Source organism: Streptomyces sp. NBC_01451 (assembly GCF_036227485.1).
GTDB lineage: Bacteria > Actinomycetota > Actinomycetes > Streptomycetales > Streptomycetaceae > Streptomyces.
This window is the reverse complement of record NZ_CP109479.1, coordinates 4,644,993-4,669,259: the sequence shown is the minus strand read 5'-3', so window position 1 is coordinate 4,669,259 and position 24,267 is coordinate 4,644,993. Positions and strand designations below refer to the sequence as shown.

The window sequence follows — 24,267 nt, the reverse complement described above, 5'->3', positions numbered from 1 at the left end:
CCCGATGCGGAGCGGTCGCGTCGTGTCAGGCGGCGAGCACGAGCGGGGCGGCCGGCGGCCCTCGCCGGATCACCGAGTGCCGGAGCCCGGTGACGGACGGCCCGAGGGGCACGAGGGCCCACGCGCGCGGTGCGTGCGGTGCCGTACCGGGCGTACCCGGAAGGCCCGTACGGAGTGCGCGCGCCAGCGCGAGCGCCCCGCGCAGGGATCGTACGAGCGCCCCCTCGGCCACGCCGTGCGCCGACAGCCGCATCAGCCGCAGCAGAGCCAGGTCCCCGCGGCGCAGCAGCCAGCCGGTGGCGACGGCTGCGAGGACGTGACCGAGCAGCATGGGCAGCGTCGGCAGGAGGGAGGCGAGGGAGTCGAGGGAGGTGACGGACCCGGCGGGCGGGAGAGCGTCTGCCGAGTGGCTCATGGACCCCATGTCCATGCCGCCGCCGGTGCCCGAACCTCCGGGCCGGAGCCCGCCCGTACCGATGCGCGCATCGGTGAGGATCCGCTGGGCCCGGGCCGGGCTGATCGCCGCGAGGGGTGCTCCGCACAGCAGCCGGGCGGCCCGTGCGACCAGGGCCGTGTCCGTCGCGGCTGTCGTGGCGGTCGCCGAGGCCACCGCGGACGACGCGGCGTGCTGGCCCAGTCCGAACAGGGTGTGCAGGACCGTCTGGCCGACGGCCAGCAGGGCGACGATGCCCGGCAGCGAGCGGGTCCGCCCGGCGAGCGGTGCCGCGCACGCGAGGACCCCGAGGAAACCGGCGCCCAGGGTCCACAGCGGAACGGAGGCGCAGGAGGCCAGGGTGTGACCGGCGCCGGCCAGCACGACACAGACCGCGGAGAACACCGCGGCCCTCAGCATCCGGAGGGTGATTCCGGAGGGCGCTGTGCGCCGGCGGCGGGCAGTCATGGCGGGCTCATCATCGCACTGGCCTCACGCCACCCATACGGCAGGTCCACAAGGTGGATTACGGCCGGGTACCGGGGTGTAAAACCGTGTACAACCGGAAGATGACTTCTGTCAGTTGATGCACCACATACACCGATTGCATCCCTCGATACATCCCCCGTATGGGCGGCATCACGTCAACTGCGTGCTTACACACCGCCACTGGCGGCAATACGTACAGGTATGTCGAGCCGCGGCCTGGAGGCTGGAGCATGAGCATCTGGTGGTCACTCCATCTTCGGCGTGACGCTGCGAGCGTCCCGCTCGCCCGACGCCTGCTGCTGGGCACCATGGAGACGGCGGGCGTCGACCCCGACATCTGTTTCGACCTCTCCGTCGCGCTCAGCGAGGCCTGTGCGAACGCCGTCGAGCACGGCGGGGACACCGGGCACGGCGACGACTCCCGCGGGGCCTATCGCGTCACCGCGTACCTCGACGGGGAGAAGTGCCGCATCGAGGTCACCGATTCGGGTCCCGGCTTTCCGGCGGTGCAGGCGAGCCCGGCGGTCCCGGAGGCCCCGCGTCGGCCGACGCCCGTGGCCGCCGTCCCGTACGACGCGGAGAACGGGCGGGGGCTGTCGCTGATCGAGGAACTCGCCGACCACGTCACCATCGGCAACAAGCCGGGCCGGGGCGGCGCGGTGGTCAGCTTCGACAAGATCCTCAAGTGGCAGAAGGACGCGCCGCTGATGGCGGTGTGACGGCGCCGGAGGCAGCCGGTCCGCAGCGGTGCCGCGCGTCGGGCAACCACAGGTTTCAGGTTTCTCACGCTTCACAGGCGGCTCTCAGTCCGCGCCCATGTTCCTGACGGACGCCGTCCCTAGTTTTCTGATCATGACGGGAAACCACAGGGACACAACGATCAGCCGGCGCCGCGCACTCGCGGTGACCGGAGGCACGGTCGCCGCCGGCGGACTCGTGGTCGCGGGCTACCAGTCGGCCTTCGCCGACGAGACGACGACCACGGCCACCGCCGACGCCACGGCGTCCGCCACGGCGAGCGGGAGCGGCGGCACCTGCGTGCTCATGTCCAGCGTGACCGAGGGGCCGTACTACCTCGACAACGCGCTGGTGAGAAAGAACATCACCGAGGGCAAGGCAGGTGTCCCGCTGACCCTGCGCATCACCGTGCAGGACACCACCGAGTCCTGCGCCCCGGTAGCCGGCGCGGCCGTGGAGATCTGGCACTGCGACGCCTGGGGCTACTACTCCGGCTACACCACCGCCAACCCCGGCGGCTCGGCCCCCGCCGAGAGCGAGGACGGCTCCACCGCCGACGACAACACCTATCTGCGCGGCTACCAGATCGCCAACGCCAACGGGGTCGTCAAGTTCGAGACGATCTTCCCCGGCTGGTACACCCCGCGCACCTGCCACATCCACCTCAAGGTCCACACCGGCGGCCAGAAGGAGGACGGCACCTACGAGGGCGGCACGGTCAACTACACCGGCCAGTTGTTCTTCCCCGACGACGCGGCCGAGGGCATCTTCGCCCTGGAGCCCTACTCGAAGCACTCCGGCAGCTACACCACCCTTGCCAACGACATGGTGTACGACGGTGGCGGCGCCTCCAGCGGTCTGCTCACCCTGGAGCCGGTCCACAAGAAGGACGTCTCCAAGGGCTACAAGGGCTTCATCACCCTCGGCATCGACCCGGACGCCGAGAACACCGGCGCGGGCAGCGGCGGCGGAGGCGGCGGTACGCCCCCGAGTGGCGAACCCCCGACGGACGCTCCGACCGAAAGTGCCTCACCATCCGCCTCGGCTTCCTCGTAGGCTGCGGCCATGAGCAGCCGTGAGGACGAGGCGCTGGCGCTGGCCGCCGTGGACGCGCTGACCGGGCAGCTGGCCCTGGCTCCCAAGCCGGGCCTGCCCGACCCGCGCGATCTCGACGCCCGTGCCACGCGCAAGGACCAACTCGCCCTGCGCTGGTCGGCCAAGGCGCTCGCGCCCGGCCTCGCGGCGATGGCCGCCGCGGCCCGCCGCACCGGCGAACCGACTCCCGCGCTCCGTACGGAACTCGGTGCGATCGGCCGGTCCACCGAGCACTCGGTGGCGCTGGCGGGCGGCGGCCACCGGGGCGCCCTGTGGGCGCTCGGCCTGCTGGTCGCGGCAGCCGCCCTGGACCCCCGGGCCAAGGCGCTCGACGTCGCCGCAGCCGCCAAGCGCATCGCCTCCCACCCCGACAAGCGTGCCCCGCGCAGGCCCTCCCGGGGCTCCTCGGTGTCGGCGAAGTACGGCGCGGCCGGCGCCCGGGGCGAGGCGAGGGCCGGATTCCCGCACGTGAAGCGGGCGTTGGACGCCCTCGCCACCGCCCGCTCGACCGGCGCGACGGAGGCGGAGGCCCGCCTCGACGCCCTGCTGACCGTCATGTCGACGCTCCAGGACACCGAGTTGCTGTACACGGCGGGCCCGCTCGGCCTGCGCCACGTCCAGGCGGGCGCCCGCGGCATCCTGGAGGCGGGCGGCACGTCCACGGAGGCGGGCGCCGCGGCGCTGACCGCCTTCGACGACGACCTCCACGCGCGCGCGTGGAGCCCCCGCGGCAGCGCCGGCCTCTTCGCGGGGGCTCTGTTCCTGGACTCCCTGCCCGTCAGCTCACTGACACGGGCCGCCTGACGGCCGCGCCCGACCGTCCGCCGACGGCCGCCTTCCGGGCCGCCGGCCCCATCGCGTACGACGCCACCAGCGTGACGCCGCCCAGCAGCAGCCACCCCGGGGTCCCCCAGCCCACCAGCAGCGTGGTGAGGACGAGGGGCCCCGCGGTACGGGCCACGGTGACGCCGGTGCCGAAGAAGCCCTGGTACTCGCCGACCCGGTCGGCCGGGGCCAGCTCGAACGACAGCTGCCAGGAGCCCGCCGACTGCCCCATCTCGGCGACGACCTGGAGCACCGCGCCGACCACCAGGACACCGACGGCCACCCAGGGGCTCAGCCCCGCCGACAGGGCGAACACCGCGCACGCCGCGAGCATGACCCACCCGGAGCGCCGCACCGCGCGGGTGGCCGACGCGAGCCCCGACACCCCGCGCGCCATCCGCACCTGGAACACCATCACCGCGCCCGTGTTGAGCACGAACAGCGCGGAGACGACCCAGGCCGGAGCACCGGTCCGCTCGGTGATCCAGAGCGGGATTCCGAGGCTGAGCAACGGCATGCGCAGCAGCAGCACGGTGTTGAGCAGCGTCACGACGACGTACGGCCGGTCGCGCAGCACACCGAGCCCCCGCGACGTCGTCACGGCGACGGGCGCCACCGACGGCAGCCGCAGCAGCAGCCCCGCGCACACCAGGAAACTCACCGCGTCCAGCGCGAACACCCCGAGATACGCCGCCCGCGTCCCGGCGTTCAGCGCGAGGCCGCCGAGCCCGGCGCCCACCGCCAGACCGGCGTTGAGGGTGGACTGGAGGTGCGCGAGCAGCCGCGTGCGGTCCTTGGGGGTCACCAGCCCGGCGAGCAGCGCCTGCCGGGCCGCCGCCAGCCCCGACTGCGCGGACGCGTAGGCACAGGCCGCGATCACGAACGGCACGAAGCCCCGCACGACCAGGAAGGACGCCACCGCGGTCCCCGTGGCGAGCGCCAGCAGTACGGCGGTGCCGCGCGCCCCGCGCCGGTCGGCGAGCCTCCCGAGCGGCACCCCGACCAGCGAACCGACGGCCCAGGCGAGCGTCAGCCCGAGCCCCACGCGCGCGGGGGCGAGTCCGACGACGTGGGTGAAGTAGAGGGCGGAGGTGACGTAGTACGCCCCGTCGCCGACCGAGTTGGTCAGCTGGGCCAGGGCGAGGACGCGCTGCGGGCCTGCGGGCGGGACGAGGGTGTTGTTCATACGGACGACGTTAGAAGCCCGGTGGACCGATGGGCAGGCCCAATAGTCGCGCCCTTTCATGGCCCAATTTCACGCCGGACGCCATTCCCGGACGCCACTCCTGATTCCCTCCCGGGAAACCGTGCTCAGCCACCCTCCAGAACCCGCCCGAGCACCTCAAGCGCCTCCGGGTACACCCGCTCCCGAGGCGTCCCGTACCCCACGACCAGCCCCTGCGCCCGGCCTCCCGCCGCCCCCGCCTCCGGCCCCTCGCCCGGCGCGTGCCAGTGCTCCCCGAGATGCCCGACCGCGAGCCCGGCCTCCTCGGCCCGCGCCAGGACCGCCGCCTCGTCGGCCACCTCCACCAGGGCGTGCAGCCCGGCCGCGATCCCGCGCACGTTCCGGCGGGCGCCCAGCAGTTCGACGAGCCGGTCCCGCCGGCGCCGGTAGCGCAGGCGGCACGCGCGCACGTGCCGGTCGTAGGCGTGGCTGGTGATCAGTTCGGCGAGAGCCAGCTGGCCGATGGTCTCCGTGTGGTGGTCGCTGTGCAGCTTGGCGTCGGCGACCGCGTCGACGAGGTACGGCGGCAGCACCATCCAGCCCAGGCGCAGGGCGGGCCCGAGCGTCTTGGAGGCGGTGCCGATGTAGGCGACCTGCCCGGGGGCCATTCCCTGAAGTGCGCCGACCGGCTGTCTGTCGTACCGGAACTCCCCGTCGTAGTCGTCCTCGACGATCAGCCCGTCACGCGCGCGTGCCCAGTCGGTGAGCGCCCGCCGCCGTGCCGGGTGCAGGGTGACGCCGGTCGGGTACTGATGGGCGGGCGTGACGACCACCGCGGAGACCTGGCGCCGGGCGGCCAACTCCTCGACACGGGCGCCGCGTTCGTCGACGCCCACAGGCACGACCCGTCCGCCGGCCCGGCGTACGACCTCCCGGTGGAAGGGCAGCCCGGGGTCCTCCATGGCGACCGTGGCGCCGTCCAGCACCCGCGTGAGGAGCGCGAGCCCCTGCACGTACCCGGAGGTGATCACGATCCGCTCGGGCGGCGCGAGCACCCCTCGGGCCCGCCCCAGGTAGCCGGACAGCGCCGTCCGCAGCTCGATCCGGCCGCGCGGATCGCCGTAGTCGTACGCCAGGGAGGGCGCCGACGCGATGGCCCGGCGCAGCGCCCGCAGCCAGGCGTCCGCCGGGAACGTCCCCACATCCGGACTGCCGGGCCGCAGATCGAACCGGGGCACACGCGCGCGTGCCTGTGCCTCCGGCGGTTCGGCGGCCGCGGAGGACAGCGCGGCGACCTGTGTACCGGCCCCCTGCCGAGCGGTCAGAAAACCCTCGGCGACAAGCTGGTCGTAGGCCGCCTTGACGGTCCCCCGGGAGATCCCCAACTCCTCGGCGAGCCGCCGAGTGGCGGGCAGCAGGGCCCCGGGCGCGAGCCGTCCGTCCCGCACGGCATCCCGCAGGGCGCGCTCAAGCCCGCCACGGCGCCCTTCACCGACGGCGAACTCCAGATGCAGGTCCAGACCGACGCCGACAGGGGCGCGGGGCTGTGACATGTGCGGCTCCGCCGCGTGGGCGCGCTCAGTCACGGAACTGCCCGCAGCCGGAAGATCAGCTCTTCAGGGAGGCCATCCAAGCCTCCACTTCGTCGGAGCGACGAGGAAGCCCGGCCGAAAGGTTCCGGTTACCACCCTCGGTCACCAGGATGTCGTCCTCGATCCGCACCCCGATACCCCGATACTCCACAGGTACGGTCAGATCATCGGCCTGGAAGTACAACCCGGGCTCGACGGTCAGCACCATCCCCGGCTCCAGCGTCCCGTCGACGTAGGACTCGACCCGAGCCGCGGCGCAGTCGTGAACGTCCATGCCGAGCATGTGCCCGGTGCCGTGCAGCGTCCACCTCCGCTGCAACCCCAGCTCCAGCACCCGCTCCACGGGCCCTTCGACGAGCCCCCACTCCACGATCCGCTCGGCCAGCACCCGCTGCGCCGCGTCGTGGAAGTCCCGGTACTTGCCGCCGGGCTTCACCGCGGCGATCCCGGCCTCCTGGGCGTCGTACACCGCGTCGTAGATCTTCTTCTGGATCTCGGTGTACGTGCCGTTGATCGGGAGCGTCCGGGTGACGTCGGCCGTGTAGTACGTGTGCGTCTCGACGCCCGCGTCCAGCAGCAGCAGCTCACCGGAGCGCACGGCCCCGTCGTTGCGCACCCAGTGCAGCGTGCAGGCGTGCGGACCGGCCGCGCAGATGGAGCCGTAGCCGACGTCGTTGCCCTCGACCCGCGCGCGGAGGAAGAACGTCCCTTCGATGTACCGCTCGGAGGTCGCCTCGGCCTTGTCGAGGACCTTCACCACGTCCTCGAAGCCGCGCACCGTCGAGTCGACGGCCTTCTGCAGCTCACCGATCTCGAAGTCGTCCTTGACCAGCCGCGCCTCGGACAGGAAGACCCGCAGTTCGTCGTCGTGCTCGGCGGTGACCTTGTCGGTCAGCGCGGCCTCGATACCGGCGTCGAACCCGCGTACGACCCGCACCGGCCCGGTGGCCTCCGTCAGCGCGGCGGCGAGCTCGCGGACGTCCGCGGCCGGAATGCCGTACACCTGTTCGGCCTCGGTGAGCGAGTGCCGACGGCCGACCCACAGCTCGCCCTGCCCGGAGAGCCAGAACTCACCGTTCTCGCGGTCGGAGCGCGGGAGGAGATAGATCGTCGCCCTGTGGCCCTCGGCCGTCGGCTCCAGGACGAGGACGCCGTCCTCCGTCTGGTTGCCGGTCAGGTAGGCGTACTCGACCGACGCGCGGAAGGGGTACTCCGTGTCGTTCGAACGCGTCTTCAGGTTGCCCGCGGGGATCACCAGCCGCTCGCCCGGGAAGCGCGCGGAGAGCGCGGCGCGGCGGGCGGCCGTGTGAGCGGCCTGCGCGATGGGCTCCAGGCCCGTCAGCTCGGTGTCGGCCCAGCCGGACTTCATGTTCTCGGCAAGCTCGTCGGAGACGCCCGGGTACAGGCCGTTCTTCCGCTGCTTGATCGGCTCTTCGGGCTCGGTCTCAGTCTCCGGGGTCACCGGATTGAGCTCGTCCGCCACGGTCATCCTCCTAGATACGGCACTGGACCCCGTCCATCGTACGGTCGTACGGGACAGGGCCCAGAGGCGCGAAAGGGGATCCACCGGACGACCGGCCATATGTCCGGCCGGATGTCCGGCCGCTCACTCGAACCGCGCCGACAGCAGTACGACGTCCTCCTGACCGTCCGACGCGTCCAGCTCGTCCGGCAGCATGCTCCGCAGGACGTGGTCCGCGATGGCGCCCGGGTCGTCCCGCAGCTGCCGGGGCACGCTCGCCGCCGCCGCGTGCAGCCGGGAGAAGGCCCGGTCCACGGGTTCGCCGGTGCGGTGCAGCAGCCCGTCGGTGTAGAGCAGAACCGTCTCTCCGGGCTCGGTACGGAACTCCACGCTGGGCGCCTCCCAGCAGGCGAGCATCCCGAGCGGCGCCGACACGGTGGTCTCCACGAACTCCGTGCGCCGCTCGCCGATCAGCAGGGGCGGGCAGTGCCCGGCGCCGGCCAGCGTGATCTTGCGCAGCGCGGGCTCGCAGTACGCGAACAGGGCGGTGGCGCAGCGGGCCGGCTCGGTGAGCCTCAGCAGCAGCTCCAGGTCGGAGAGGACCGCCACCGGGTCCTCGCCCTCCATCACGGCGTACGCGCGCAGGGAGGCCCGCAGCCGGCCCATCGCGGCGACGGCGCTCGGCCCGGAGCCGGTCACCGCGCCCACGGCGAGGCCCAGGGCCGCGTCCGGCAGCGGCAGCGCGTCGTACCAGTCGCCGCCGCCGCGCGGACCGGTGCGGTGCCGGGCGGCCAGCTGGACGCCGGCCGTCCGGGGCAGCCGGGCGGGCAGCAGTTCCTCGGAGATCGTCCGCACGCACGCGCGCGTGCGCTCCACTTCGACCAGCCGCGCCAGGTGCTCTGTCGCGAACCGCGCGTACAGGCCGACGAGGTGGCGCTGCCGTTCGACCGGCTCCGCGGGTTCGTCGTACAGCCAGACGGCCGCGCCGAGGCGGCCCGCGGACTCGGTCGACAGGGGGAGCGCGTAGCTCGCCGCGTAGCCGAGGCGGGCGGCCACCTCGCGGTGGCGGGGGTCGAGACCGTCCTCGGCGAGGAGGTCCGGGTGTGTGATTTCGCTCTCGCCGCCGGGCAGCCCGGCGGCCGTGTCGAGGAGCTGCCCGTACGGCATCGCGCCGCGCGGGACCGTCTCGATGTGCCCGAGGTCGGCGCGGGCCAGCCCCAGGCCGATGGTGGTGTCGGGGCCCAGACCGTCACCGGGTTCCAGGACGACGAGACCGCGCCGGGCGCCCACGAGAGCGGCTCCGGCGCGCAGCAGCTCCTGGAGTGCGTCGGCGAGTACTCCCGTGCGCGCCAGCCGTTCGGTGAGCTCATGCAGCGTTGTGAGGTCGGACACCCAGCCGGCGAGGCGGTCCTGAAGGAGGATGCCGGGGCCGTTCGGGCAGGTCAGCGCGGGTGTGTCTGCTGGGGTGTCCGGTGATACGGGCGCGGGCGCGACAGTGTGTGCGGGCGAGGGAACCGTGGCATCGATTCCAGCCACTTTCGGGAGGTGAGGGGCGTTCATGGCGTCCGGCCTTCCGACCGGCGCTTATTGCTCAATAGCATCGCAAACCCCCATGTGATTCTGCGCCGCTAGCAGTGTCTCCACATGTACACGCACTCGTGAGGGGATGTCCAGCATTGTCCTGCCGGGATTCCTGGTGTCCGTGGGTTTGCCGGGGTCCCCTTGCGGAAAAGCGAAGTTGGCTTAAAACTGACTCGGGTAGCGGGTTATTGCGGTCGACTGGCCTGGTTCGACGGAGCGTCACAGCGGTCTTGGTGGGTACGTTCTCGGTGAAGGCCCAGGGGTGGTTGTGCAACCGCCCGGAACCTGGCGACGGACCCGGGCGTCTTTACCACCGACGACCGTGCCCCATCCTCCCTTGGCGGAGGCGGAGGGAACACGCGGGACGGCAAAACGCCAGACTCCGCCACCCCGCGCCATGCCCATGCTTTTGATGAACGCAGTATGGACGCGGACGTAACCAACGCTCGGCGCTCGGCGCACGACAGGGGGCTTCCCCTTGCCTCTCGCAGGTTGGGAAGCCCCAGAAGATACGCACAGTGAAGTGATCGACACATGGTGTGATGTGGCCCACGGTGTTGCCAGGCGTGCAACGGAAAGGAACGAGCGCTCATGCGCGAGATCCTCGGAAGGCTCGGAAGGCGACGCAGGCTCCTGTCCCGGCGTGACGGCGGGAAGCCTGAGGTCCTCGGCGCGGCTCTGACGTTCGCGACCGGATGGCAGTGGCCCGTACTCCCGGGCGTGGCACCGGATCCACAGGGGCGTGCCCGTTGCGGCTGCCCGGATCCGGAGTGCACGGTTCCCGGCGCTCACCCGTTCGACCCCGGCCTGCTCGCGGCCACCACCGACGAGCGCATGGTGCGCTGGTGGTGGACCAACCGGCCGACGGCCCCCATCATCCTCGCCACGGGCGGCGTGGCCCCGTGCGCGGTGAGCCTGCCGGCCCCGGCCGCGGCCCGCGCCCTCGAAGCCCTGGACCGCAAGGGCATGCGCCTGGGTCCGGTCGTGGCGGCGCCCACCCGCTGGTCGCTGCTCGTGAAGCCGTACACGATGGAACAGCTGGGCGAGCTGCTGTACGCGAAGGACTTCGTGCCCGGCTCCCTCCGCTTCCACAGCGAGGGCGGCTACATCGCGCTGCCCCCGTCCGAGACCGGCCAGGGCCAGATCCGCTGGGAGCGCGCACCGCTGCCCGGCTCGGCCTCGCCCTGGGTACCCGATGTCGAGGCCGTGGTGGACGCCGTGGTCGAGGCCCTCACTCGTACGGGTGTGAGCGCGCCCGAGTTGTAGGGGTGTCGGGCGCGCGGGCAACCGGGCGCCCGTCCCCTGTCGTTATCTTCACCTCCATGAACCTCCGTCTGCTCGCGCTCTCGGGCGTCGTGGCGCTCACGGTCGCCCTGCCGCTGGCCGTGGCGTCCGCGGGGCCCGTCGGCGACGCGGACCGCGACGCCCTCCTCTCCCTGACGCCGGAAGAAGGCCCCCGGGACGGCCTGCGGGACGGCCCGGTGGACGGCAAGGCGCGAGAGGCCGCCGATCCGCCCGCCGCTTCCGTCGACGCCACCGGCTCCCCGCTGCTGCTGGGCCTGGGGCTCGCCACGGCCGCCCGCTGCGGTCCCGAACTCACCTCCCCCGACGGCATCGAGGCGCAGACCTGTGTGCTGTCCCAGGGGGAGGAGACCTGGGCGCGCACCTACTACCGCAACGCGACCGGCCACGCACTCACGTCCGTACTGAGCCTCATGGGGCCCGGTGCCCGCACCGTGCAACTGCGGTGTCCGGTGGGCGCGGAGGACGAGCCGGGGGTGTGCGAGACGCCGAGGGAGCGCACGGCGGGCGAGCCGGGGGCGTACACGGCGGTCGCGGAGTTCGCGGCGGCGGCAGGTCCGGCGGGTGACGCGGCGATGGCGGCGGATGCCGCGGAGAGTCCGCTGCTGCTGCGATCGGGGAGCAACTCCGGGGCGCTCGACGGGAGTTGACGTGCGGCGCGGTTCCGTACAGAACGCCGCGCGGGCTCCTGCTGGACCTCCGGACACAGAAAGACCCGGTTGCTGGCGACGGGGGATGCACCAGCAACCGGGCTACCGCAACGCTAACAAGAGATCGGCGGTTCGCAAATTCGATCTCGGCTATTCGGACACCGATTCCGCTGTTCTCACGGGGAGTTGTGACAGGAGTCACCCCGGTCGCGGCGGGCGGATCCGACTGTGTGTCAGCTGAGCGTCACCTGTCGGTTGGTCAGGCCACCGCGGGCGCGGCGCTCTTCCGGGGTGAGCGGGACGTCCGAGGCCAGAGCGGTGGCGAGACGGTCGGCGAACTCGGCGGCCGGCTTCTCGACGTCCTCCGCGGTGACGCCGGTCGGCAGGTCCCAGACCGGGACGATGAGGCCGTGCGCCCGGAACGAGCCCACCAGACGGGTGCCCTCGCCCAGACCGGCCTGACCGGCCGCGTGCAGCCGCGCGAGGGCGTCGAGCAACTGCTCCTCGCCGTGCGGCATCACCCAGCGCAGGTGGTTCTTGTCCGGGGTCTCGCACCAGTACGCGGCGTCGACGCCCGTGAGCTTCACGGTCGGGATGGCTGCGTCGTTCGCACGCTCCAGGGACGCGGTGACGTCCGCCGTGGCGTTCTGCGCGTCCGGAACCCAGAACTCGAACCCCGTGTGCACAACTGGCTCGAACACGCCTTCGGGGTCGAGCAGGTCCTGCAGTCGCGGGCCATCGGCCGGGGCGCGGCGGCCCTGGACGGGTGTGCCGGGCTCCGCTGCGAGCGCGCGCTGGAGGGTGTCGGCGAGGTCGCGGCTGATGTCGCCGGACGACGTGTCGTTCTGCAGACCGAGCAGGACCGAGCCGTCGTCGCGGCGCAGGGCGGGCCAGGCCATCGGCAGGACCGTCGCGAGTGTGACGGAGGGAACGCCCTCGGGGAGGCCGGCCTTCAGGGTCAGCTCCACGGTGGCGGCGGGGACCAGCTCGCGCAGGGCCACCCAGTCGCCCTCGCCGGGCAGGCCCTCGAAGGGCCGGTGCACCAGTTCGGTCACCGCGTGCGCGGCGGCCCGGCCGTGGCAGGCCTTGTAGCGCCGGCCGCTGTCGCAGGGGCAGGGCTCGCGGGCACCGACAACCGGGATCTCGCGGTCGGACAGCTGAGGCCGCGAGGCCTTCGTCTGGGGTCGCTTCTTGGCCATCGTGGGTGTCTCCCGGTTACGGCTCGTCTCGTACTGGCGCGAGCCTAGCCGCTCGTACGACGGCCGACGGGACCCTGTGGACAACGGACCGCGCACCGGTGGCCGGACCTGTGGACAAGTCCGGCCGACGGTGCGCCGTCAGCCGGTCCGTCAGTCCATGTCGTCGAACGCGTCCGCGAAGTCCAGGTCGGGTATCGCGGACATCGAGCGCGCCGTGACGCGGGTGGCGAAGTCGGTGCGCCGGTGACCCGCGTCCGGGTCGTGGACGTCGTCGTTGACGACGACCCACACCGTGACCTCGCCGCGGGTGTCGTCGCGGACACCCCAGTCGTTGGCCAGCGCCGTGATGATGTTCAGCCCGCGCCCACCGTGCGCCGTCACCGAGGGAGTCGCCGGAACCGGGCGGGTCGGACCGCCGCCGTCCGTCACCTCGACGGTGAGTCTGCCACCGGTGTCGACGCGCCACGCGGCCCGGACATCGCCGTCACCGGCCAGGGCCTCGCCCAGTGGCCGACCGTGTTTGCACGCATTGCTCAAGAGTTCGGACAGGATCAACACCGCGTCGTCGATGACCGATTCCGACACACCGCCCGTGCGCAGCTGATCGCGCATCCGGTGCCTTGCTCTGCCCACGCCCGCAGGGCCATGGGGAACGGCCATGCTCGACGACGTGGGCACCTCCTGTGCCACCACCAACGCCACCCCCGAGACCTCCTTTGCCCCACGCCACGGTGTGAATGCCCCTTTGGCCTGTACCGGAAACCGTCCGTTCCGCCTTCTATGACGCACTCGCGGTGATCGAGTACGGAACGAACGCGCCGGTGCACTCCCTGTGACCGAGTGGCTGGATTTCGACGGTATGGCCGAAGGTGGAGGTTTCCTCACCGGGACCGCCAGGTCAAGAGCCCCGGCACGAACCGGGGTCGGAGTCGGGTAAGAGGCCGCCCGCGGCCGTGGGGCTCCCGGAGCCGCGGGAGCGCGGCTGGTCAGCGGCCCAGTTGCCGCAGAACCGCGCCCGGGCGGTTGGTGATGATGGCGTCGATGCCGAGGCCGACACAGAGGTCGACGTCCGCGGGCTCGTTCACGGTCCAGACGTGCACCCGGTGACCGGCGCGTTTCAGCCGCTCGACATACGCCGGGTGGCTGCGCACGATCCGGATGGAGGGGCCCGCGATCCGGACTCCCACGGGCAGCCGGCCGTCACGCAGCCGGGGCGAGAGGAACTGGTTCAGATAGACCGTCGGCAGCGTCGGCGAGGCGGCCCGGACGCGGTGCAGCGAACGCGCCGAGAAACTCATCACCCGCACCTGCGAATCGGCCGGGGACTCCGGGGCGTCCAGCCCGAACCGCTTGAGCAGGAACAGGAGCCGCTCCTCGACCTGGCCCGCCCAGCGCGTGGGGTGCTTGGTCTCGATGGCCAGTTCCACCCGCCGCCCGGCGTCGGCGACGAGTTCGAGCAGCCGCTCCAGGGTGAGTACGGAGGTGTCCTCGCGGTCCTCCGGGCGGTGCTCCCAGTCGGGTGCCTCGTCGCCGTTCTTCCAGGAACCGAAGTCCAGGGCGGCGAGGTCGGCGAGTTCCAGGGCGGAGACCGCGCCGCGGCCGTTGGACGTACGGTTGACGCGGCGGTCGTGGACGCAGACGAGATGGCCGTCCGCGGTCAGCCGTACGTCGCACTCCAGGGCGTCGGCGCCGGCCTCGATCGCCTTCTTGTAGGCGGCCAGTGTGTGCTCGGGTGCCTCTTCGGAGGCTCCGCGGTGGGCGACGACCTGGATCGGGTGCTGTCGTGCTTGGGTCACCGGGTCATGGTGTCACCGTCGGAGGGCGGTCGTGACGTGGCGGCCACCCCGCGCGCGTAACAGATATACATGTTTGTGTGATCTGTCAGATATAAAGGATGATCCCGGACCCACAGGCACCGCTTATGGTGCCCTGACGGCCCGTGGGAAAAGCTGACGGCATACAAAAGGACACGCACAGCTGAAACGTACCGACCGCGTACCCGTGTAAACGGGTACCCACATACGTGATCGGACGTGACCAAGTGCGACCGACCAGGACAGCCGTGGATCGAGGAGACAGAGCTGTGAGCACCGAGAACGAGGGCACTGTGGTACCCCCGGCCCCGTCCGCACCTCCCGTGCCGGTGGAAACTCCTGCTGCCTCCCCGCAGGCCACCACCCCCGAGGCCCCGACGACTCAACTCCCGCCGGTGCCTTCGAGCGCCCCGGGCGTACCGGAGCCGGAACCGGCGTACGCGGACCAGGTACCGGCGTACGCGTCGGCGGGAGCGCCGGAGGCAGGACAGGGCGCCGCGCCGGGCCCCGAGGCGGGCGCCTGGCCGCCGCCCCCGCCGCCGGCGACACCGTCGTACATGGACGGCGGAAGCGGCGGCGACACGGGCGCGCCCTGGGGCGCGACGTACGACCAGCAGCCGAAGCCGAAGTCCGGGCGCGGCGGCCTGTTCGCCGCCGTGCTGGTGGCCGCGCTGGTCGCGGGCGGCCTGGGCGGCGGCCTCGGCTACACGCTGGCCAAGGACAACGACGACTCCACCACGTCGACGACGGTCTCCGCCGCACAGCAGAGCGGCGGCGACCTGAAGCGCGCCGCGGGCACGGTCGCGGGCGTGGCGGCCAAGGCGCTGCCGAGCACGGTCACCATCGAGGCCGAGAGCTCCAGCGGCGAGGGCGGCACCGGTACGGGCTTCGTCTTCGACACCCAGGGCCACATCGTCACCAACAACCACGTCGTCGCGGACGCGGTCGACGGCGGCAAGCTGACGGCCACCTTCCCCGACGGCAAGAAGTACGACGCCGAGATCGTCGGCCACGCACAGGGTTACGACGTGGCGGTCATCAAGCTCAAGAACGCCCCGTCGGACCTCCAGCCGCTCACCCTCGGCGACTCCGACAAGGTGGCCGTCGGCGACTCGACGATCGCGATCGGCGCGCCCTTCGGCCTCTCCAACACGGTGACCACGGGCATCATCAGCGCCAAGAACCGCCCGGTGGCCTCCAGCGACGGCAGCGCCAGCAGCAAGGCGTCGTACATGAGCGCCCTGCAGACGGACGCGTCGATCAACCCGGGCAACTCCGGCGGCCCACTGCTCGACGCGGCGGGCAACGTCATCGGCATCAACTCGGCGATCCAGTCCTCCAGCAACGGCGGCCTGAGCACCGGCCAGTCCGGCTCGATCGGCCTGGGCTTCGCCATCCCGATCAACCAGGCCAAGTACGTCGCCCAGCAGCTGATCAAGACCGGCAAGCCGGTCTACGCCAAGATCGGCGCCTCGGTCACCCTGACCGAGGGCACGGGCGGCGCGCAGATCAGCCAGAAGAGCACGGACGCCACCGACCCCGTCGAGGCGGGCGGCCCGGCCGCAGCGGCCGGCCTGAAGCCCGGCGACGTCATCACCAAGCTCGACGACCACGTGATCGACAGCGGCCCGACCCTGATCGGCGAGATCTGGACCCACAAGCCCGGCGACAAGGTCCAGATCACCTACGAGCGTGACGGCAAGTCAAAGACGGTCGAACTGACCCTTGGCTCCCGCGAGGGCGACAGCTGACCCACGGGCGCACACGAGGACCCGTTACTCTTGTCCCGCGCCGAGCCGATCAGACCCGGCGCGGGGAAGCGTGCCCGAGCGGCCTAAGGGAACGGTCTTGAAAACCGTCGTGGCAGCGATGTCACCGTGAGTTCGAATCTCACCGCTTCCGCGCAGGTCATATGCGTGCAGGTCAGAAGGGGTGCCTCCCAGTGGGAGGCACCCCTTCTGCGTTCACCCCGGCTCGTCTGTATCCCACCGTTGACCAGTACGTACGGTCCATCTGTGGGCCAGGAATCGCGGGCCCTGGCTCAACTCCTGTGGCGCCTGGTCCTCAGCCGAGGGGCTTGCCCACAGACTCCGCGTCGGAGTCGTGGACCAGCTCGGCGAGCTGAACGAGGAGGCTGTGCGTCGCCCAACGCCCCTGGATGCGGATGAAGTAGGACCGACTGGAGGACTTGAAGATCTCGCGGCGGCGCACCTTCCCGCTGCCGTGCTTGTAGGTGTTCGCCGCCTCCAGCAGAGCCGTCTCCGCTTCTTCGGGGCTGCCTTCGAACTCCGCGACGGTACGCGCTTCGCTGTCTGCATCTGCCACACCGGCGACAGGTATGGCCAGCACTATCCATCGGGGCATCCCGCGATCCGTCCCTCCCACTGGGTGCCGCCCTGCCGCGACACACAAGGGGCCAGTTTGGCAGGTGATCATCCGCACCTGGACCGCCATCGGCTGGTCCAGGTAGACGCCGGCAAGAGGATCGAAGTGCCCGCCGATATCCGCGAGGTATGCCTCGCTGTCCGGCCGGACGGAGGGACGCGGGGCGTCGTGCGGGCACAGATCAGGAGGGTCGCAGAAGGCGTGGACGGCCTGCATGCCGTGCTCGTACACCTCCAGCCACCAGTCACCAGCCATCCAGAGTGAGCACATCGGTGTTCGCCGGCCCTGTCCACGTGTGCTCATCGTCCCGTCCTCCGGTTCGCCAGCCCCGGTCCGGCCTCCTACCCCCGCCACCTCGTCATCCGCGCCGCCGAGGCAATCGTGGCCCGCGCCTCCCGTTCCGTGAGTCCCGTCTGTACGGCCGCTTCCACGAGTGGGGTCAGGAGGGCGGGCCCGATGTCGTTCTCGTACGCGCGGCAGGCTGCCCAGAAGAGGCGGGTGTTGCGTTGGCCCTCGTGGGCCGCGAGGACGAACTGGACCAGGCCCTGGCCGTGTTCACCCGGCGTGGGGGACGCGGAGCGGTGGGTGCGGGGCGGCGGGAGGAGGAGGCGCAGGAGGGACGGTGGGCAGAGGGCCGGGGTCAGGTGGGCCGTGCCGGGGGCCGTGCCGTAGACGCCGTGTTCGGTGCGTGAGCCGGGGCCGACGAGGTAGCCGCCGGCTCCCCTGATGTCGATGCCGGGGGCCAGTCGGCTCGCGGAGTTGGGGATCACGGCGTCCGGGGGGCCGGTCAGCCAGAGGTGGCGCCCGCCGGACGGGGTCAGGACGACCACTGTCTCGGGGATCGTGAAGAGGTGGCGCAGGGCCAGTTCGCGCAGGGCCGCGGAGGAGTCGGTGCCCGACTTGGTGTCCAGGTCGACGCCGATGAGGTGGTGCGGGGGCAGACCGCAGGCTATGCCGTAGCCGGTGGCCCAGGGGGCGGCGGCGAAGAGTTCGCGGATGCGGGACGGGTCGGTCGTGGCGTCGTACACCCCGTGGCCCATGGCTCCGCACTCCCCGTGGCACGGGGCCGGGGACGGGTCGTCGCGGTGGGGGGAGCGCAGGGCCGGGAGTTTCGTCCGGGACAGGGGGATGACGGCCAGTCCGCGTTCGGCGGCTGACAGGGCGTGTGCGAGGGCCAGCGTCGTGGCCTGCCGGTCGGTGGTGGCCATGCCTCCATGTTCGTACTCATGTTCGAAAAAGGGAAGGGTGCGCCGGTGAGGTGTGACCGTTTCGGCGGAATGGCTGGAAATGTGCGGGAACGCTTCAGCCCTTGTGCCCCTTGGGTGTCACCCGTACTGGTCTGGCGTGAATCACCCCTACTGGCCTGACCTGCGACTTCCATGCAGTGAAGAGGGTTTATCGACTTGTCATCACGCTTCAGGGGGAATGAGAGGTTCCGGTGTGGTTCGACGGGGATTCGATGGGCAACTCTGATCTCGCGACGCAGTGCACGGCGGCGACAGAGGACCAGGGCGGACGGCCAACTGCTTTGGGATCAGCGGTAGTTCACGCACCACGCATCACACGTACTTCGTATGGTCCGGCACGGAGCCGGGGCGTACATGTTCTGGAGGAACAGACATGGCAAGCATCCGTACCGCCCGCGTTCTCGCCGCCGTCTCGGCTCTGCCCCTCGCCGCCGCGCTCTTCGGCGGCGTCGCGACGGCGGACAACGGCGCCTTCGCGGACGACGGATCGAACGCGGCCGTCGCCAGCATCATCGGCAGCGGCGTGGGCGGCAACAACAACGGCAACTCGTCCACCTCGCAGCAGCAGGCGGTCGGTTCCGGCGCCTCGAACCAGAACAACACGGCACAGGTGAACGGTTCGGCCTTCACAGCCATCGACCAGTCCAACGCCGTCGTCAACTTCACCAACCTCTGGTGAGCCGTGGGCCGGCGGGGGTGTGGGTCCCCGGCGGTCCTGAACTCCCTGGTGGGGAGCGCTTCATGGGGTGGTAACGCGTCTGCGCGGCGGCACGTGATTCGTGTCGCCGCGCAGACGTTTCCCGAGCCGTTGAAGCCCTATTGACACCCTCCAGTATCTGACGGACAGTCAGAAACCGTGAGCCACGTACCCAGTCACCTACCCAGCCACCCATCCGGTCATCAGCCCCGTCATCGGTCCGATTCCCGGCTCGGTGATCCGGCTGGCGGCCAACTCGCCGAGCAGCTCGCCGCGTTCGAAGGACGCCCCGCCGTCAGCGGCGGTGTCGGCAAGGATCCCGTCAACGAGCCGATGATCCGGCACTGGTGCGAGGCGCTGGGGGACGGCAGTCCGGCGTACGCCGGGCCGGACGCCGTCGCGCCGCCCGCCATGCTCCAGGTGTGGACCATGGGCGGCCTCTCCGGGAACCCGGGCCGCTCGGCCGCGTACGAGGAACTGCTCGCCCTGCTCGACGGCGCGGGTTGCACCTCGGTCGTCGCCACCGACTGCGAGCAGGAGTATCTGCGGCCCCTGCGACCGGGGGACCGGGTCGCCTTCGACTCGGTCGTCGAGTCGGTCTCCGGGCCCAAGACCACCAAGCTGGGCACCGGGTACTTCGTCACGACCCGGACGGATGTACGTGTGGACGCTGAGCCGGTGGGCACCCATCGCTTCCGGATCCTCAAGTACGCGCCGGTACGCACGTACGCCCCCTCACACGCCCCTGAGACACCCGAGAAGTCACCCGAGAAGACGCCTGAGGAGATGCCTGCGGGGCAGAAACCTCAGGCCACCCCCACCTCCACCCCCACCCCGACCCCCACTGTCACCCCTACCCCCACTGTCACCCCTACCCCCACCCGCACCCCCACCCGTCCCCGGCCAGTCATCAACCGCGACAACGCCGGATTCTGGGACGGTGTCGACCGGCACCAACTCCTCGTCCAACGCTGCCTCGGGTGCCGTACCCTCCGTTTCCCATGGCTGCCGGGGTGCAATGCCTGCGGCAACGGCGAGTGGGACACCGTCGAGGCGTCCGGCGACGGCACCGTCTTCTCGTACGTCGTCCTGCACCACCCGCCCTTCCCGGCCTTCGACCCGCCCTACGCGGTCGGGCTGATCGAGCTCGCGGAGGGCGTGCGGATCGTCAGCAACGTGGTGGGTGTGCCGTACGACAAGGTGCGGATCGGGATGCCGGTGCGGCTGGAGTTCGTACGGTACGAGGAGGGGCAGCCCGCGCTTCCGGTGTTCCGGGGCGACCTGCCCGCGGAGGTGGGCGGATGAGGGCCGGGGACGAACTGCCGCCGCTGGAGATCGAGATCACTCGCACACTGATCGTCGCCGGGGCCATCGCGTCCCGTGACTTCCAGGACGTGCACCACGACGCCGAGTCGGCGCGGGCGAAGGGCTCCCCCGACATCTTCATGAACATCCTCACCACGAACGGGCTGGTGGGACGGTACGTCACCGACTGCTTCGGGCCGACCGCGGTACTGCGCAAGCTCGCCATCCGTCTCGGCGCCCCCAATTACCCCGGCGACACGATGGTGTTGACCGGCCGTATCGAGGACGTCGAAGGCGATAGCGACGGTGATAGCGATGGCGATAGCGAGGCCGAAGGTGAGGGCGACGGTGGGACGGCCGTCGTACGCGTCCTCGGGGTGAACGGGATCGGCAGGCACGTGTCCGGAACGGTGACCGTCTTCGTACCCCCCTCGGCCTCGGGAGGCACCCCGTGACCCTGCACGCGCGCGACGACCTCGGTGGCCGGGCGGCCATCGCGGGCATCGGGGCCACCGAGTTCTCCAAGGACTCGGGGCGCAGTGAGCTGCGGCTGGCCGTGGAGGCGGTGCGGGCCGCGCTCGACGACGCGGGGCTGACGCCGGCCGACGTGGACGGCATGGTCACGTTCACCATGGACACCAGTCCGGAGATCACCGTCGCGCAGGCCGCCGGGATCGGGGAGCTGTCCTTCTTCTCCCGGGTCCATTACGGCGGGGGTGCCGCCTGCGCGACCGTGCAGCAGGCCGCGCTCGCTGTCGCGGCCGGGGTGGCCGAGGTCGTCGTCTGCTACCGCGCCTTCAATGAGCGGTCGGGGCGGCGGTTCGGGTCGGGGGTGCAGCGGCGGGAGCCGTCGGCGGAGGGGGTGGCGCTCGGCTGGTCGCTGCCGTTCGGGCTGCTCACGCCCGCCTCCTGGGTGGCGATGGCTGCGCAGCGGTACCTGTACACGTACGGGCTGTCGGCGGAGGCGTTCGGGCAGGTCGCCGTCCGTGGCCGGAAGTACGCGGCGACCAATCCGGCCGCCTGGTTCCACGGCCGGCCCATCACCCTCGCCGACCACGCGGCCTCGCGCTGGATCGCCGAGCCGCTGCGCCTGCTGGACTGCTGCCAGGAGACGGACGGCGGCCAGGCGGTCGTTGTCACCTCCGTCGAACGGGCGCGCGAGCTGCGGCAGTCGCCGGTGGTTGTCGCGGCGGCGGCCCAGGGCGCGGGGCGCGCACAGGAGCAGATGACCAGCTTCTACCGCGACGACCTCACCGGGCTCCCGGAGGTGGGCGTGGTGGCCCGCCAGCTGTGGCGGACCGCCGGGGCGGGCCCGGCCGACATCGACGTCGCCATCCTGTACGACCACTTCACGCCGTTCGTGCTGATGCAGCTGGAGGAGTTCGGCTTCTGCGCACCGGGTGAGGCGGCTGATTTCGTCGCAGCCGACGGACTGCCCCTGAACACGCACGGGGGCCAGCTCGGGGAGGCATACCTGCACGGCATGAACGGCATCGCGGAGGCGGTACGACAGCTCCGCGGGACCTCCGTCAACCAGGTACCGGGCGCGGAAAGAGCGCTGGTCACGGCGGGTACGGGGGTGCCGACCTCGGGGCTGGTGCTGGAGGCCGCCGGATGAGCGCGAGCGTCCGGTCGGCCGCTGGGCCCGCGGCTCCCACTACTACTGGAGGAGCAGCCTCCGTACTACTGCCGTACGACCCCTCAGGGTTGAACCCTCATAGTCCCGTACCCTGCCTCCACCTTCAGGAGGTGGAGGCAGCCCCCTTCCTACAACCTGAGGCGGACGTGGCTTCGGGACCTGCGGCCGATCCGCCCGAGTAGGGGGCGAACCTAGCGTAGAGCCATGACCACACTCGTCTGCACGAGCGCTTCGAACGCGGCTACGCCGACGACGCAGACCCTGTCGTTCGCGTCCTACCCCACGTACCCCACGTACCCCTCCTTCTCGTCGTACGTGAAGGCCCGCCGCCCGGTGCTGTTGCGCACCGCCCGCTCGCTCACCGCGAATCCGAGCGACGCGGAGGACCTGTTGCAGACGGCGCTCACCAAGACGTACGTCGCGTGGGAACGGATCGAGGACCACCGTGCGCTGGACGGCTATGTCCGCCGGGCGCTGCTGAACACGCGGACGTCGCAGTGGCGGAAGCGGAAGGTCGACGAGTTCATCTGCGACGAGCTGCCCGAGCCCGAGGGGACGCCGGTCGGCGATCCGGCGGACCACCAGGTGCTGCACGACGCGATGTGGCGCGCGATCATGAAGCTGCCGGCGCGGCAGCGGGCGATGGTGGTGCTGCGGTACTACGAGGATCTGAGTGAGGTCCAGACGGCCGAGGTGCTCGGGGTGTCGGTGGGTACGGTCAAGTCGGCGGTCTCGCGCGCCCTTGGCAAGCTGCGGGAGGACCCTGAGCTGGTGCTCGCCCGGTAACCCGGGCGGCAACCCTGCCGGTGGATCCGTCGGCGACGCGCCCGTTGGTTCCCGGATGGGAACCTCTGGTGACCTCCGATAGTTCCCGAGGTACGACGTGATCTGATCGATCACTCTCCCCTAGTGACGTACCGCTCGGTATGTGCGCAGAATCAGCACAACCTTTACCACCGAGTAGGCAATGAAGCCCCGGGAGGACGCCGTGCTGAGCACCATGCAGGACGTACCGCTGCTGATCTCAAGGATCCTGACCCATGGGTCGACGATCCACGGCGACTCGCAGGTCATCACCTGGACCGGTGAGGCCGAGCCGCGGCGCCGCTCCTTCGCCGAGATCGGGACCCGGTCGGCACAGCTCGCACACGCCCTGCGCGACGACCTCGGAGTGGTCGGCGACGATCGTGTGGCCACTCTGATGTGGAACAACCCCGAGCATGTCGAGGCCTACTTCGCGATCCCCTCCATGGGCGCGGTCCTGCACACCCTCAACCTGCGTCTGCCTCCTGAGCAGTTGGCCTGGATCGTCAACCACGCCGCCGACAAGGTGATCATCGCGAACGGCTCGTTGCTGCCGCTGCTCGCCCCGCTGCTCCCGCACCTCAAGACGGTCGAGCACGTCGTGATCTCCGGCCCCGGTGACCGTTCCGCCCTTGCCGGGTCGCACGCCCAGGTGCACGAGTACGAGGACCTCATCGCCGGGAAGCCGACCGGCTACGACTGGCCCGAGCTGGACGAACGCACGGGCGCCTCCATGTGCTACACCTCCGGGACGACGGGCGACCCCAAGGGCGTGGTGTTCAGCCACCGCTCCGTCTATCTGCACTCCCTCCAGGTCAACATGGCCCAGTCCATGGGCCTGACCGACCAGGACACATCCCTTGTCGTCGTCCCCCAGTTTCATGTGAACGCCTGGGGCCTGCCCCACGCGACCTTCATGACCGGCGTAAACCTGCTGATGCCAGACCGGTTCCTCCAGCCCGCCCCGCTCGCCGAGATGATCGAGAAGATTCGGCCGACGCACGCCGCCGCCGTCCCCACCATCTGGCAGGGCCTGCTCGCGGAGCTCACCGCACGCCCCCGGGACGTCTCGTCCCTCACCCAGGTCACCATCGGCGGCTCGGCCTGTCCGCCCGCCCTCATGGCGGCCTTCGACAAGCTGGGCATGCGCGTCTGCCACGCCTGGGGCATGACGGAGACCTCCCCGCTCGGCACGATCGCCCGGCCGCCTGCCCATGCGGTCGGCACGGAGGCGGAGTTCGCGTACCGCCTCACGCAGGGCCGTTTCCCGGCGAGCGTCGAGGCCCGGCTGAGCGGCCCCGGAGGCGAGCGGCTCCCCTGGGACGGCGAATCGGCCGGCGAGCTGGAAGTGCGCGGCCCATGGATCGCGGGCTCCTACTACAACGGCTCCGACAGCGAACCGCTGCGCCCCGCCGACAAGTTCAGCGACGACGGCTGGCTCAAGACGGGCGACGTGGGCACCATCAGCCCCGACGGCTTCCTGACGCTCACCGACCGCGCCAAGGACGTCATCAAGTCCGGCGGCGAGTGGATCTCCTCCGTCGACCTGGAGAACGCCCTCATGGCCCACCCGGACGTCATGGAGGCGGCCGTGGTGGCCGTACCCGACGACAAGTGGGGCGAACGCCCGCTGGCCACGGTCGTACTGTCGGAGGGCTCGACCGCCGACTTCGCGTCACTGCGCGCCTTCCTCGCCGACGAGGGCAAGATCGCCAAGTGGCAGCTCCCGGAGCGCTGGACGATCATCGAGTCGGTCCCGAAGACGAGCGTCGGCAAGTTCGACAAGAAGGTTCTGCGCAAGCAGTACGCGGAGGGCGAGTTGGACGTCACCAAGCTCTGACGGCC

The 24,267-nt window shown here is 71.2% G+C and carries 22 protein-coding genes and 1 tRNA gene; 13 read left to right on the top strand and 10 right to left on the bottom strand.

Features of this window, described 5'->3' with window-relative positions; genetic code table 11:
* Positions 1 to 25: 25 nt before the first annotated feature.
* Positions 26 to 901, bottom strand: coding sequence for a hypothetical protein (locus OG595_RS20505; RefSeq protein WP_329273920.1), 876 nt, complete (start codon positions 899 to 901; stop codon positions 26 to 28).
* A gap of 251 nt (positions 902 to 1,152) precedes the next feature.
* Between OG595_RS20505 and OG595_RS20500 the strand changes: the two genes are divergently transcribed.
* The 3 genes from OG595_RS20500 to OG595_RS20490 all read left to right on the top strand — a co-directional run bounded on the left by OG595_RS20500 (position 1,153) and on the right by OG595_RS20490 (position 3,559).
* Positions 1,153 to 1,641: an ATP-binding protein gene (locus OG595_RS20500; protein WP_329273919.1), complete on the top strand. Its 489-nt coding sequence runs from the start codon at positions 1,153 to 1,155 to the stop codon at positions 1,639 to 1,641.
* Between the two features lie 133 nt (positions 1,642 to 1,774).
* Positions 1,775 to 2,716, top strand: a complete 942-nt coding sequence (locus tag OG595_RS20495; RefSeq protein WP_329273918.1) for an intradiol ring-cleavage dioxygenase — start codon at positions 1,775 to 1,777, stop codon at positions 2,714 to 2,716.
* A 9-nt stretch (positions 2,717 to 2,725) separates the two neighbouring features.
* Positions 2,726 to 3,559 carry a triphosphoribosyl-dephospho-CoA synthase gene (locus OG595_RS20490; protein ID WP_329273916.1) on the top strand — a complete coding sequence of 278 codons (834 nt, stop codon included), beginning with the start codon at positions 2,726 to 2,728 and terminating at the stop codon, positions 3,557 to 3,559.
* On the opposite strand, the gene OG595_RS20485 is transcribed toward OG595_RS20490, so the two are convergent.
* The 4 genes from OG595_RS20485 to OG595_RS20470 all read right to left on the bottom strand — a co-directional run bounded on the left by OG595_RS20485 (position 3,534) and on the right by OG595_RS20470 (position 9,359).
* Positions 3,534 to 4,766 carry an MFS transporter gene (locus OG595_RS20485; protein WP_329273914.1) on the bottom strand — a complete coding sequence of 411 codons (1,233 nt, stop codon included), beginning with the start codon at positions 4,764 to 4,766 and terminating at the stop codon, positions 3,534 to 3,536. The two genes, OG595_RS20490 and OG595_RS20485, sit on opposite strands and share 26 nt — an antisense overlap.
* Before the next feature lie 125 nt (positions 4,767 to 4,891).
* Positions 4,892 to 6,298, bottom strand: coding sequence for a MocR-like pyridoxine biosynthesis transcription factor PdxR (gene pdxR, locus OG595_RS20480; RefSeq protein WP_329273913.1), 1,407 nt, complete (start codon positions 6,296 to 6,298; stop codon positions 4,892 to 4,894).
* 55 nt (positions 6,299 to 6,353) lie between these two features.
* On the bottom strand, positions 6,354 to 7,820 hold the full coding sequence (locus OG595_RS20475) for an aminopeptidase P family protein (RefSeq protein WP_329273911.1): 1,467 nt from the start codon (positions 7,818 to 7,820) through the stop codon (positions 6,354 to 6,356).
* A gap of 123 nt (positions 7,821 to 7,943) precedes the next feature.
* On the bottom strand, positions 7,944 to 9,359 hold the full coding sequence (locus OG595_RS20470; protein ID WP_329273910.1) for a PP2C family protein-serine/threonine phosphatase: 1,416 nt from the start codon (positions 9,357 to 9,359) through the stop codon (positions 7,944 to 7,946).
* A gap of 612 nt (positions 9,360 to 9,971) precedes the next feature.
* On the opposite strand from OG595_RS20470, the gene OG595_RS20465 reads away from it, so the two are divergent.
* Both OG595_RS20465 and OG595_RS20460 read left to right on the top strand, forming a co-directional pair.
* Positions 9,972 to 10,646 (top strand): bifunctional DNA primase/polymerase, encoded by a 675-nt coding sequence (locus tag OG595_RS20465; RefSeq protein WP_329273909.1) that lies wholly within the window; start codon positions 9,972 to 9,974, stop codon positions 10,644 to 10,646.
* A 56-nt stretch (positions 10,647 to 10,702) separates the two neighbouring features.
* Positions 10,703 to 11,332, top strand: a complete 630-nt coding sequence (locus tag OG595_RS20460) for a hypothetical protein (RefSeq protein ID WP_329273908.1) — start codon at positions 10,703 to 10,705, stop codon at positions 11,330 to 11,332.
* 233 nt (positions 11,333 to 11,565) lie between these two features.
* Here the strand turns inward: OG595_RS20460 and OG595_RS20455 are convergent, their stop codons facing one another.
* From OG595_RS20455 to OG595_RS20445, 3 genes are all read right to left on the bottom strand, one after another.
* Entirely contained in the window at positions 11,566 to 12,531 is a 966-nt protein-coding gene (locus OG595_RS20455) for a DUF5926 family protein (RefSeq protein ID WP_329273907.1), read from the bottom strand.
* A gap of 150 nt (positions 12,532 to 12,681) precedes the next feature.
* The gene (locus OG595_RS20450; protein ID WP_329273906.1) at positions 12,682 to 13,320 is read right to left on the bottom strand and encodes an ATP-binding protein; all 639 of its coding nucleotides are present in this window, start codon (positions 13,318 to 13,320) and stop codon (positions 12,682 to 12,684) included.
* 197 nt (positions 13,321 to 13,517) lie between these two features.
* Positions 13,518 to 14,327 carry a glycerophosphodiester phosphodiesterase gene (locus tag OG595_RS20445; protein WP_329273904.1) on the bottom strand — a complete coding sequence of 270 codons (810 nt, stop codon included), beginning with the start codon at positions 14,325 to 14,327 and terminating at the stop codon, positions 13,518 to 13,520.
* Between the two features lie 287 nt (positions 14,328 to 14,614).
* Between OG595_RS20445 and OG595_RS20440 the strand changes: the two genes are divergently transcribed.
* Positions 14,615 to 16,096, top strand: a complete 1,482-nt coding sequence (locus tag OG595_RS20440; protein WP_329273903.1) for a S1C family serine protease — start codon at positions 14,615 to 14,617, stop codon at positions 16,094 to 16,096.
* Positions 16,097 to 16,160: 64 nt separating this feature from the next.
* Positions 16,161 to 16,247: transfer RNA gene (locus OG595_RS20435), tRNA-Ser, on the top strand.
* A 162-nt stretch (positions 16,248 to 16,409) separates the two neighbouring features.
* Here OG595_RS20435 and OG595_RS20430 read toward each other — a convergent pair.
* Both OG595_RS20430 and OG595_RS20425 read right to left on the bottom strand, forming a co-directional pair.
* Positions 16,410 to 16,985 (bottom strand): hypothetical protein, encoded by a 576-nt coding sequence (locus OG595_RS20430; protein ID WP_329273902.1) that lies wholly within the window; start codon positions 16,983 to 16,985, stop codon positions 16,410 to 16,412.
* Between the two features lie 86 nt (positions 16,986 to 17,071).
* Positions 17,072 to 17,938, bottom strand: a complete 867-nt coding sequence (locus tag OG595_RS20425) for a bifunctional DNA primase/polymerase (RefSeq protein ID WP_329273901.1) — start codon at positions 17,936 to 17,938, stop codon at positions 17,072 to 17,074.
* A 412-nt stretch (positions 17,939 to 18,350) separates the two neighbouring features.
* Between OG595_RS20425 and OG595_RS20420 the strand changes: the two genes are divergently transcribed.
* The 6 genes from OG595_RS20420 to OG595_RS20395 all read left to right on the top strand — a co-directional run bounded on the left by OG595_RS20420 (position 18,351) and on the right by OG595_RS20395 (position 24,262).
* Positions 18,351 to 18,656 (top strand): hypothetical protein, encoded by a 306-nt coding sequence (locus tag OG595_RS20420; protein WP_329273899.1) that lies wholly within the window; start codon positions 18,351 to 18,353, stop codon positions 18,654 to 18,656.
* Between the two features lie 177 nt (positions 18,657 to 18,833).
* Positions 18,834 to 19,979 (top strand): bifunctional MaoC family dehydratase N-terminal/OB-fold nucleic acid binding domain-containing protein, encoded by a 1,146-nt coding sequence (locus OG595_RS20415; protein ID WP_329273897.1) that lies wholly within the window; start codon positions 18,834 to 18,836, stop codon positions 19,977 to 19,979.
* Positions 19,976 to 20,434 carry a MaoC family dehydratase gene (locus tag OG595_RS20410; protein WP_329273896.1) on the top strand — a complete coding sequence of 153 codons (459 nt, stop codon included), beginning with the start codon at positions 19,976 to 19,978 and terminating at the stop codon, positions 20,432 to 20,434. Before OG595_RS20415 ends, OG595_RS20410 begins: the two co-directional genes overlap by 4 nt.
* A complete protein-coding gene (locus OG595_RS20405) occupies positions 20,431 to 21,597 on the top strand; it encodes a lipid-transfer protein (RefSeq protein WP_329273895.1) in 1,167 nt (388 codons plus the stop codon). The genes OG595_RS20410 and OG595_RS20405 overlap by 4 nt, the downstream gene beginning before the upstream one ends.
* 225 nt (positions 21,598 to 21,822) lie before the next feature.
* Positions 21,823 to 22,404, top strand: coding sequence for a SigE family RNA polymerase sigma factor (locus OG595_RS20400; RefSeq protein ID WP_329273894.1), 582 nt, complete (start codon positions 21,823 to 21,825; stop codon positions 22,402 to 22,404).
* Between the two features lie 181 nt (positions 22,405 to 22,585).
* Positions 22,586 to 24,262 (top strand): long-chain fatty acid--CoA ligase, encoded by a 1,677-nt coding sequence (locus OG595_RS20395; protein WP_329273893.1) that lies wholly within the window; start codon positions 22,586 to 22,588, stop codon positions 24,260 to 24,262.
* Positions 24,263 to 24,267 lie beyond the last annotated feature (5 nt).

Coding starts and splice junctions, on each gene's coding strand:
- OG595_RS20505 (WP_329273920.1), bottom strand. CDS start 901: ATGACTGCCCGCCGCCGGCGCACAGCGCCCTCCGGAATCACCCTCCGG.
- OG595_RS20500 (WP_329273919.1), top strand. CDS start 1,153: ATGAGCATCTGGTGGTCACTCCATCTTCGGCGTGACGCTGCGAGCGTC.
- OG595_RS20495 (WP_329273918.1), top strand. CDS start 1,775: ATGACGGGAAACCACAGGGACACAACGATCAGCCGGCGCCGCGCACTC.
- OG595_RS20490 (WP_329273916.1), top strand. CDS start 2,726: ATGAGCAGCCGTGAGGACGAGGCGCTGGCGCTGGCCGCCGTGGACGCG.
- OG595_RS20485 (WP_329273914.1), bottom strand. CDS start 4,766: ATGAACAACACCCTCGTCCCGCCCGCAGGCCCGCAGCGCGTCCTCGCC.
- pdxR (WP_329273913.1), bottom strand. CDS start 6,298: ATGTCACAGCCCCGCGCCCCTGTCGGCGTCGGTCTGGACCTGCATCTG.
- OG595_RS20470 (WP_329273910.1), bottom strand. CDS start 9,359: ATGAACGCCCCTCACCTCCCGAAAGTGGCTGGAATCGATGCCACGGTT.
- OG595_RS20465 (WP_329273909.1), top strand. CDS start 9,972: ATGCGCGAGATCCTCGGAAGGCTCGGAAGGCGACGCAGGCTCCTGTCC.
- OG595_RS20460 (WP_329273908.1), top strand. CDS start 10,703: ATGAACCTCCGTCTGCTCGCGCTCTCGGGCGTCGTGGCGCTCACGGTC.
- OG595_RS20455 (WP_329273907.1), bottom strand. CDS start 12,531: ATGGCCAAGAAGCGACCCCAGACGAAGGCCTCGCGGCCTCAGCTGTCC.
- OG595_RS20430 (WP_329273902.1), bottom strand. CDS start 16,985: ATGGCTGGTGACTGGTGGCTGGAGGTGTACGAGCACGGCATGCAGGCC.
- OG595_RS20425 (WP_329273901.1), bottom strand. CDS start 17,938: ATGGCCACCACCGACCGGCAGGCCACGACGCTGGCCCTCGCACACGCC.
- OG595_RS20420 (WP_329273899.1), top strand. CDS start 18,351: ATGGCAAGCATCCGTACCGCCCGCGTTCTCGCCGCCGTCTCGGCTCTG.
- OG595_RS20410 (WP_329273896.1), top strand. CDS start 19,976: ATGAGGGCCGGGGACGAACTGCCGCCGCTGGAGATCGAGATCACTCGC.
- OG595_RS20400 (WP_329273894.1), top strand. CDS start 21,823: ATGACCACACTCGTCTGCACGAGCGCTTCGAACGCGGCTACGCCGACG.
- OG595_RS20395 (WP_329273893.1), top strand. CDS start 22,586: ATGAAGCCCCGGGAGGACGCCGTGCTGAGCACCATGCAGGACGTACCG.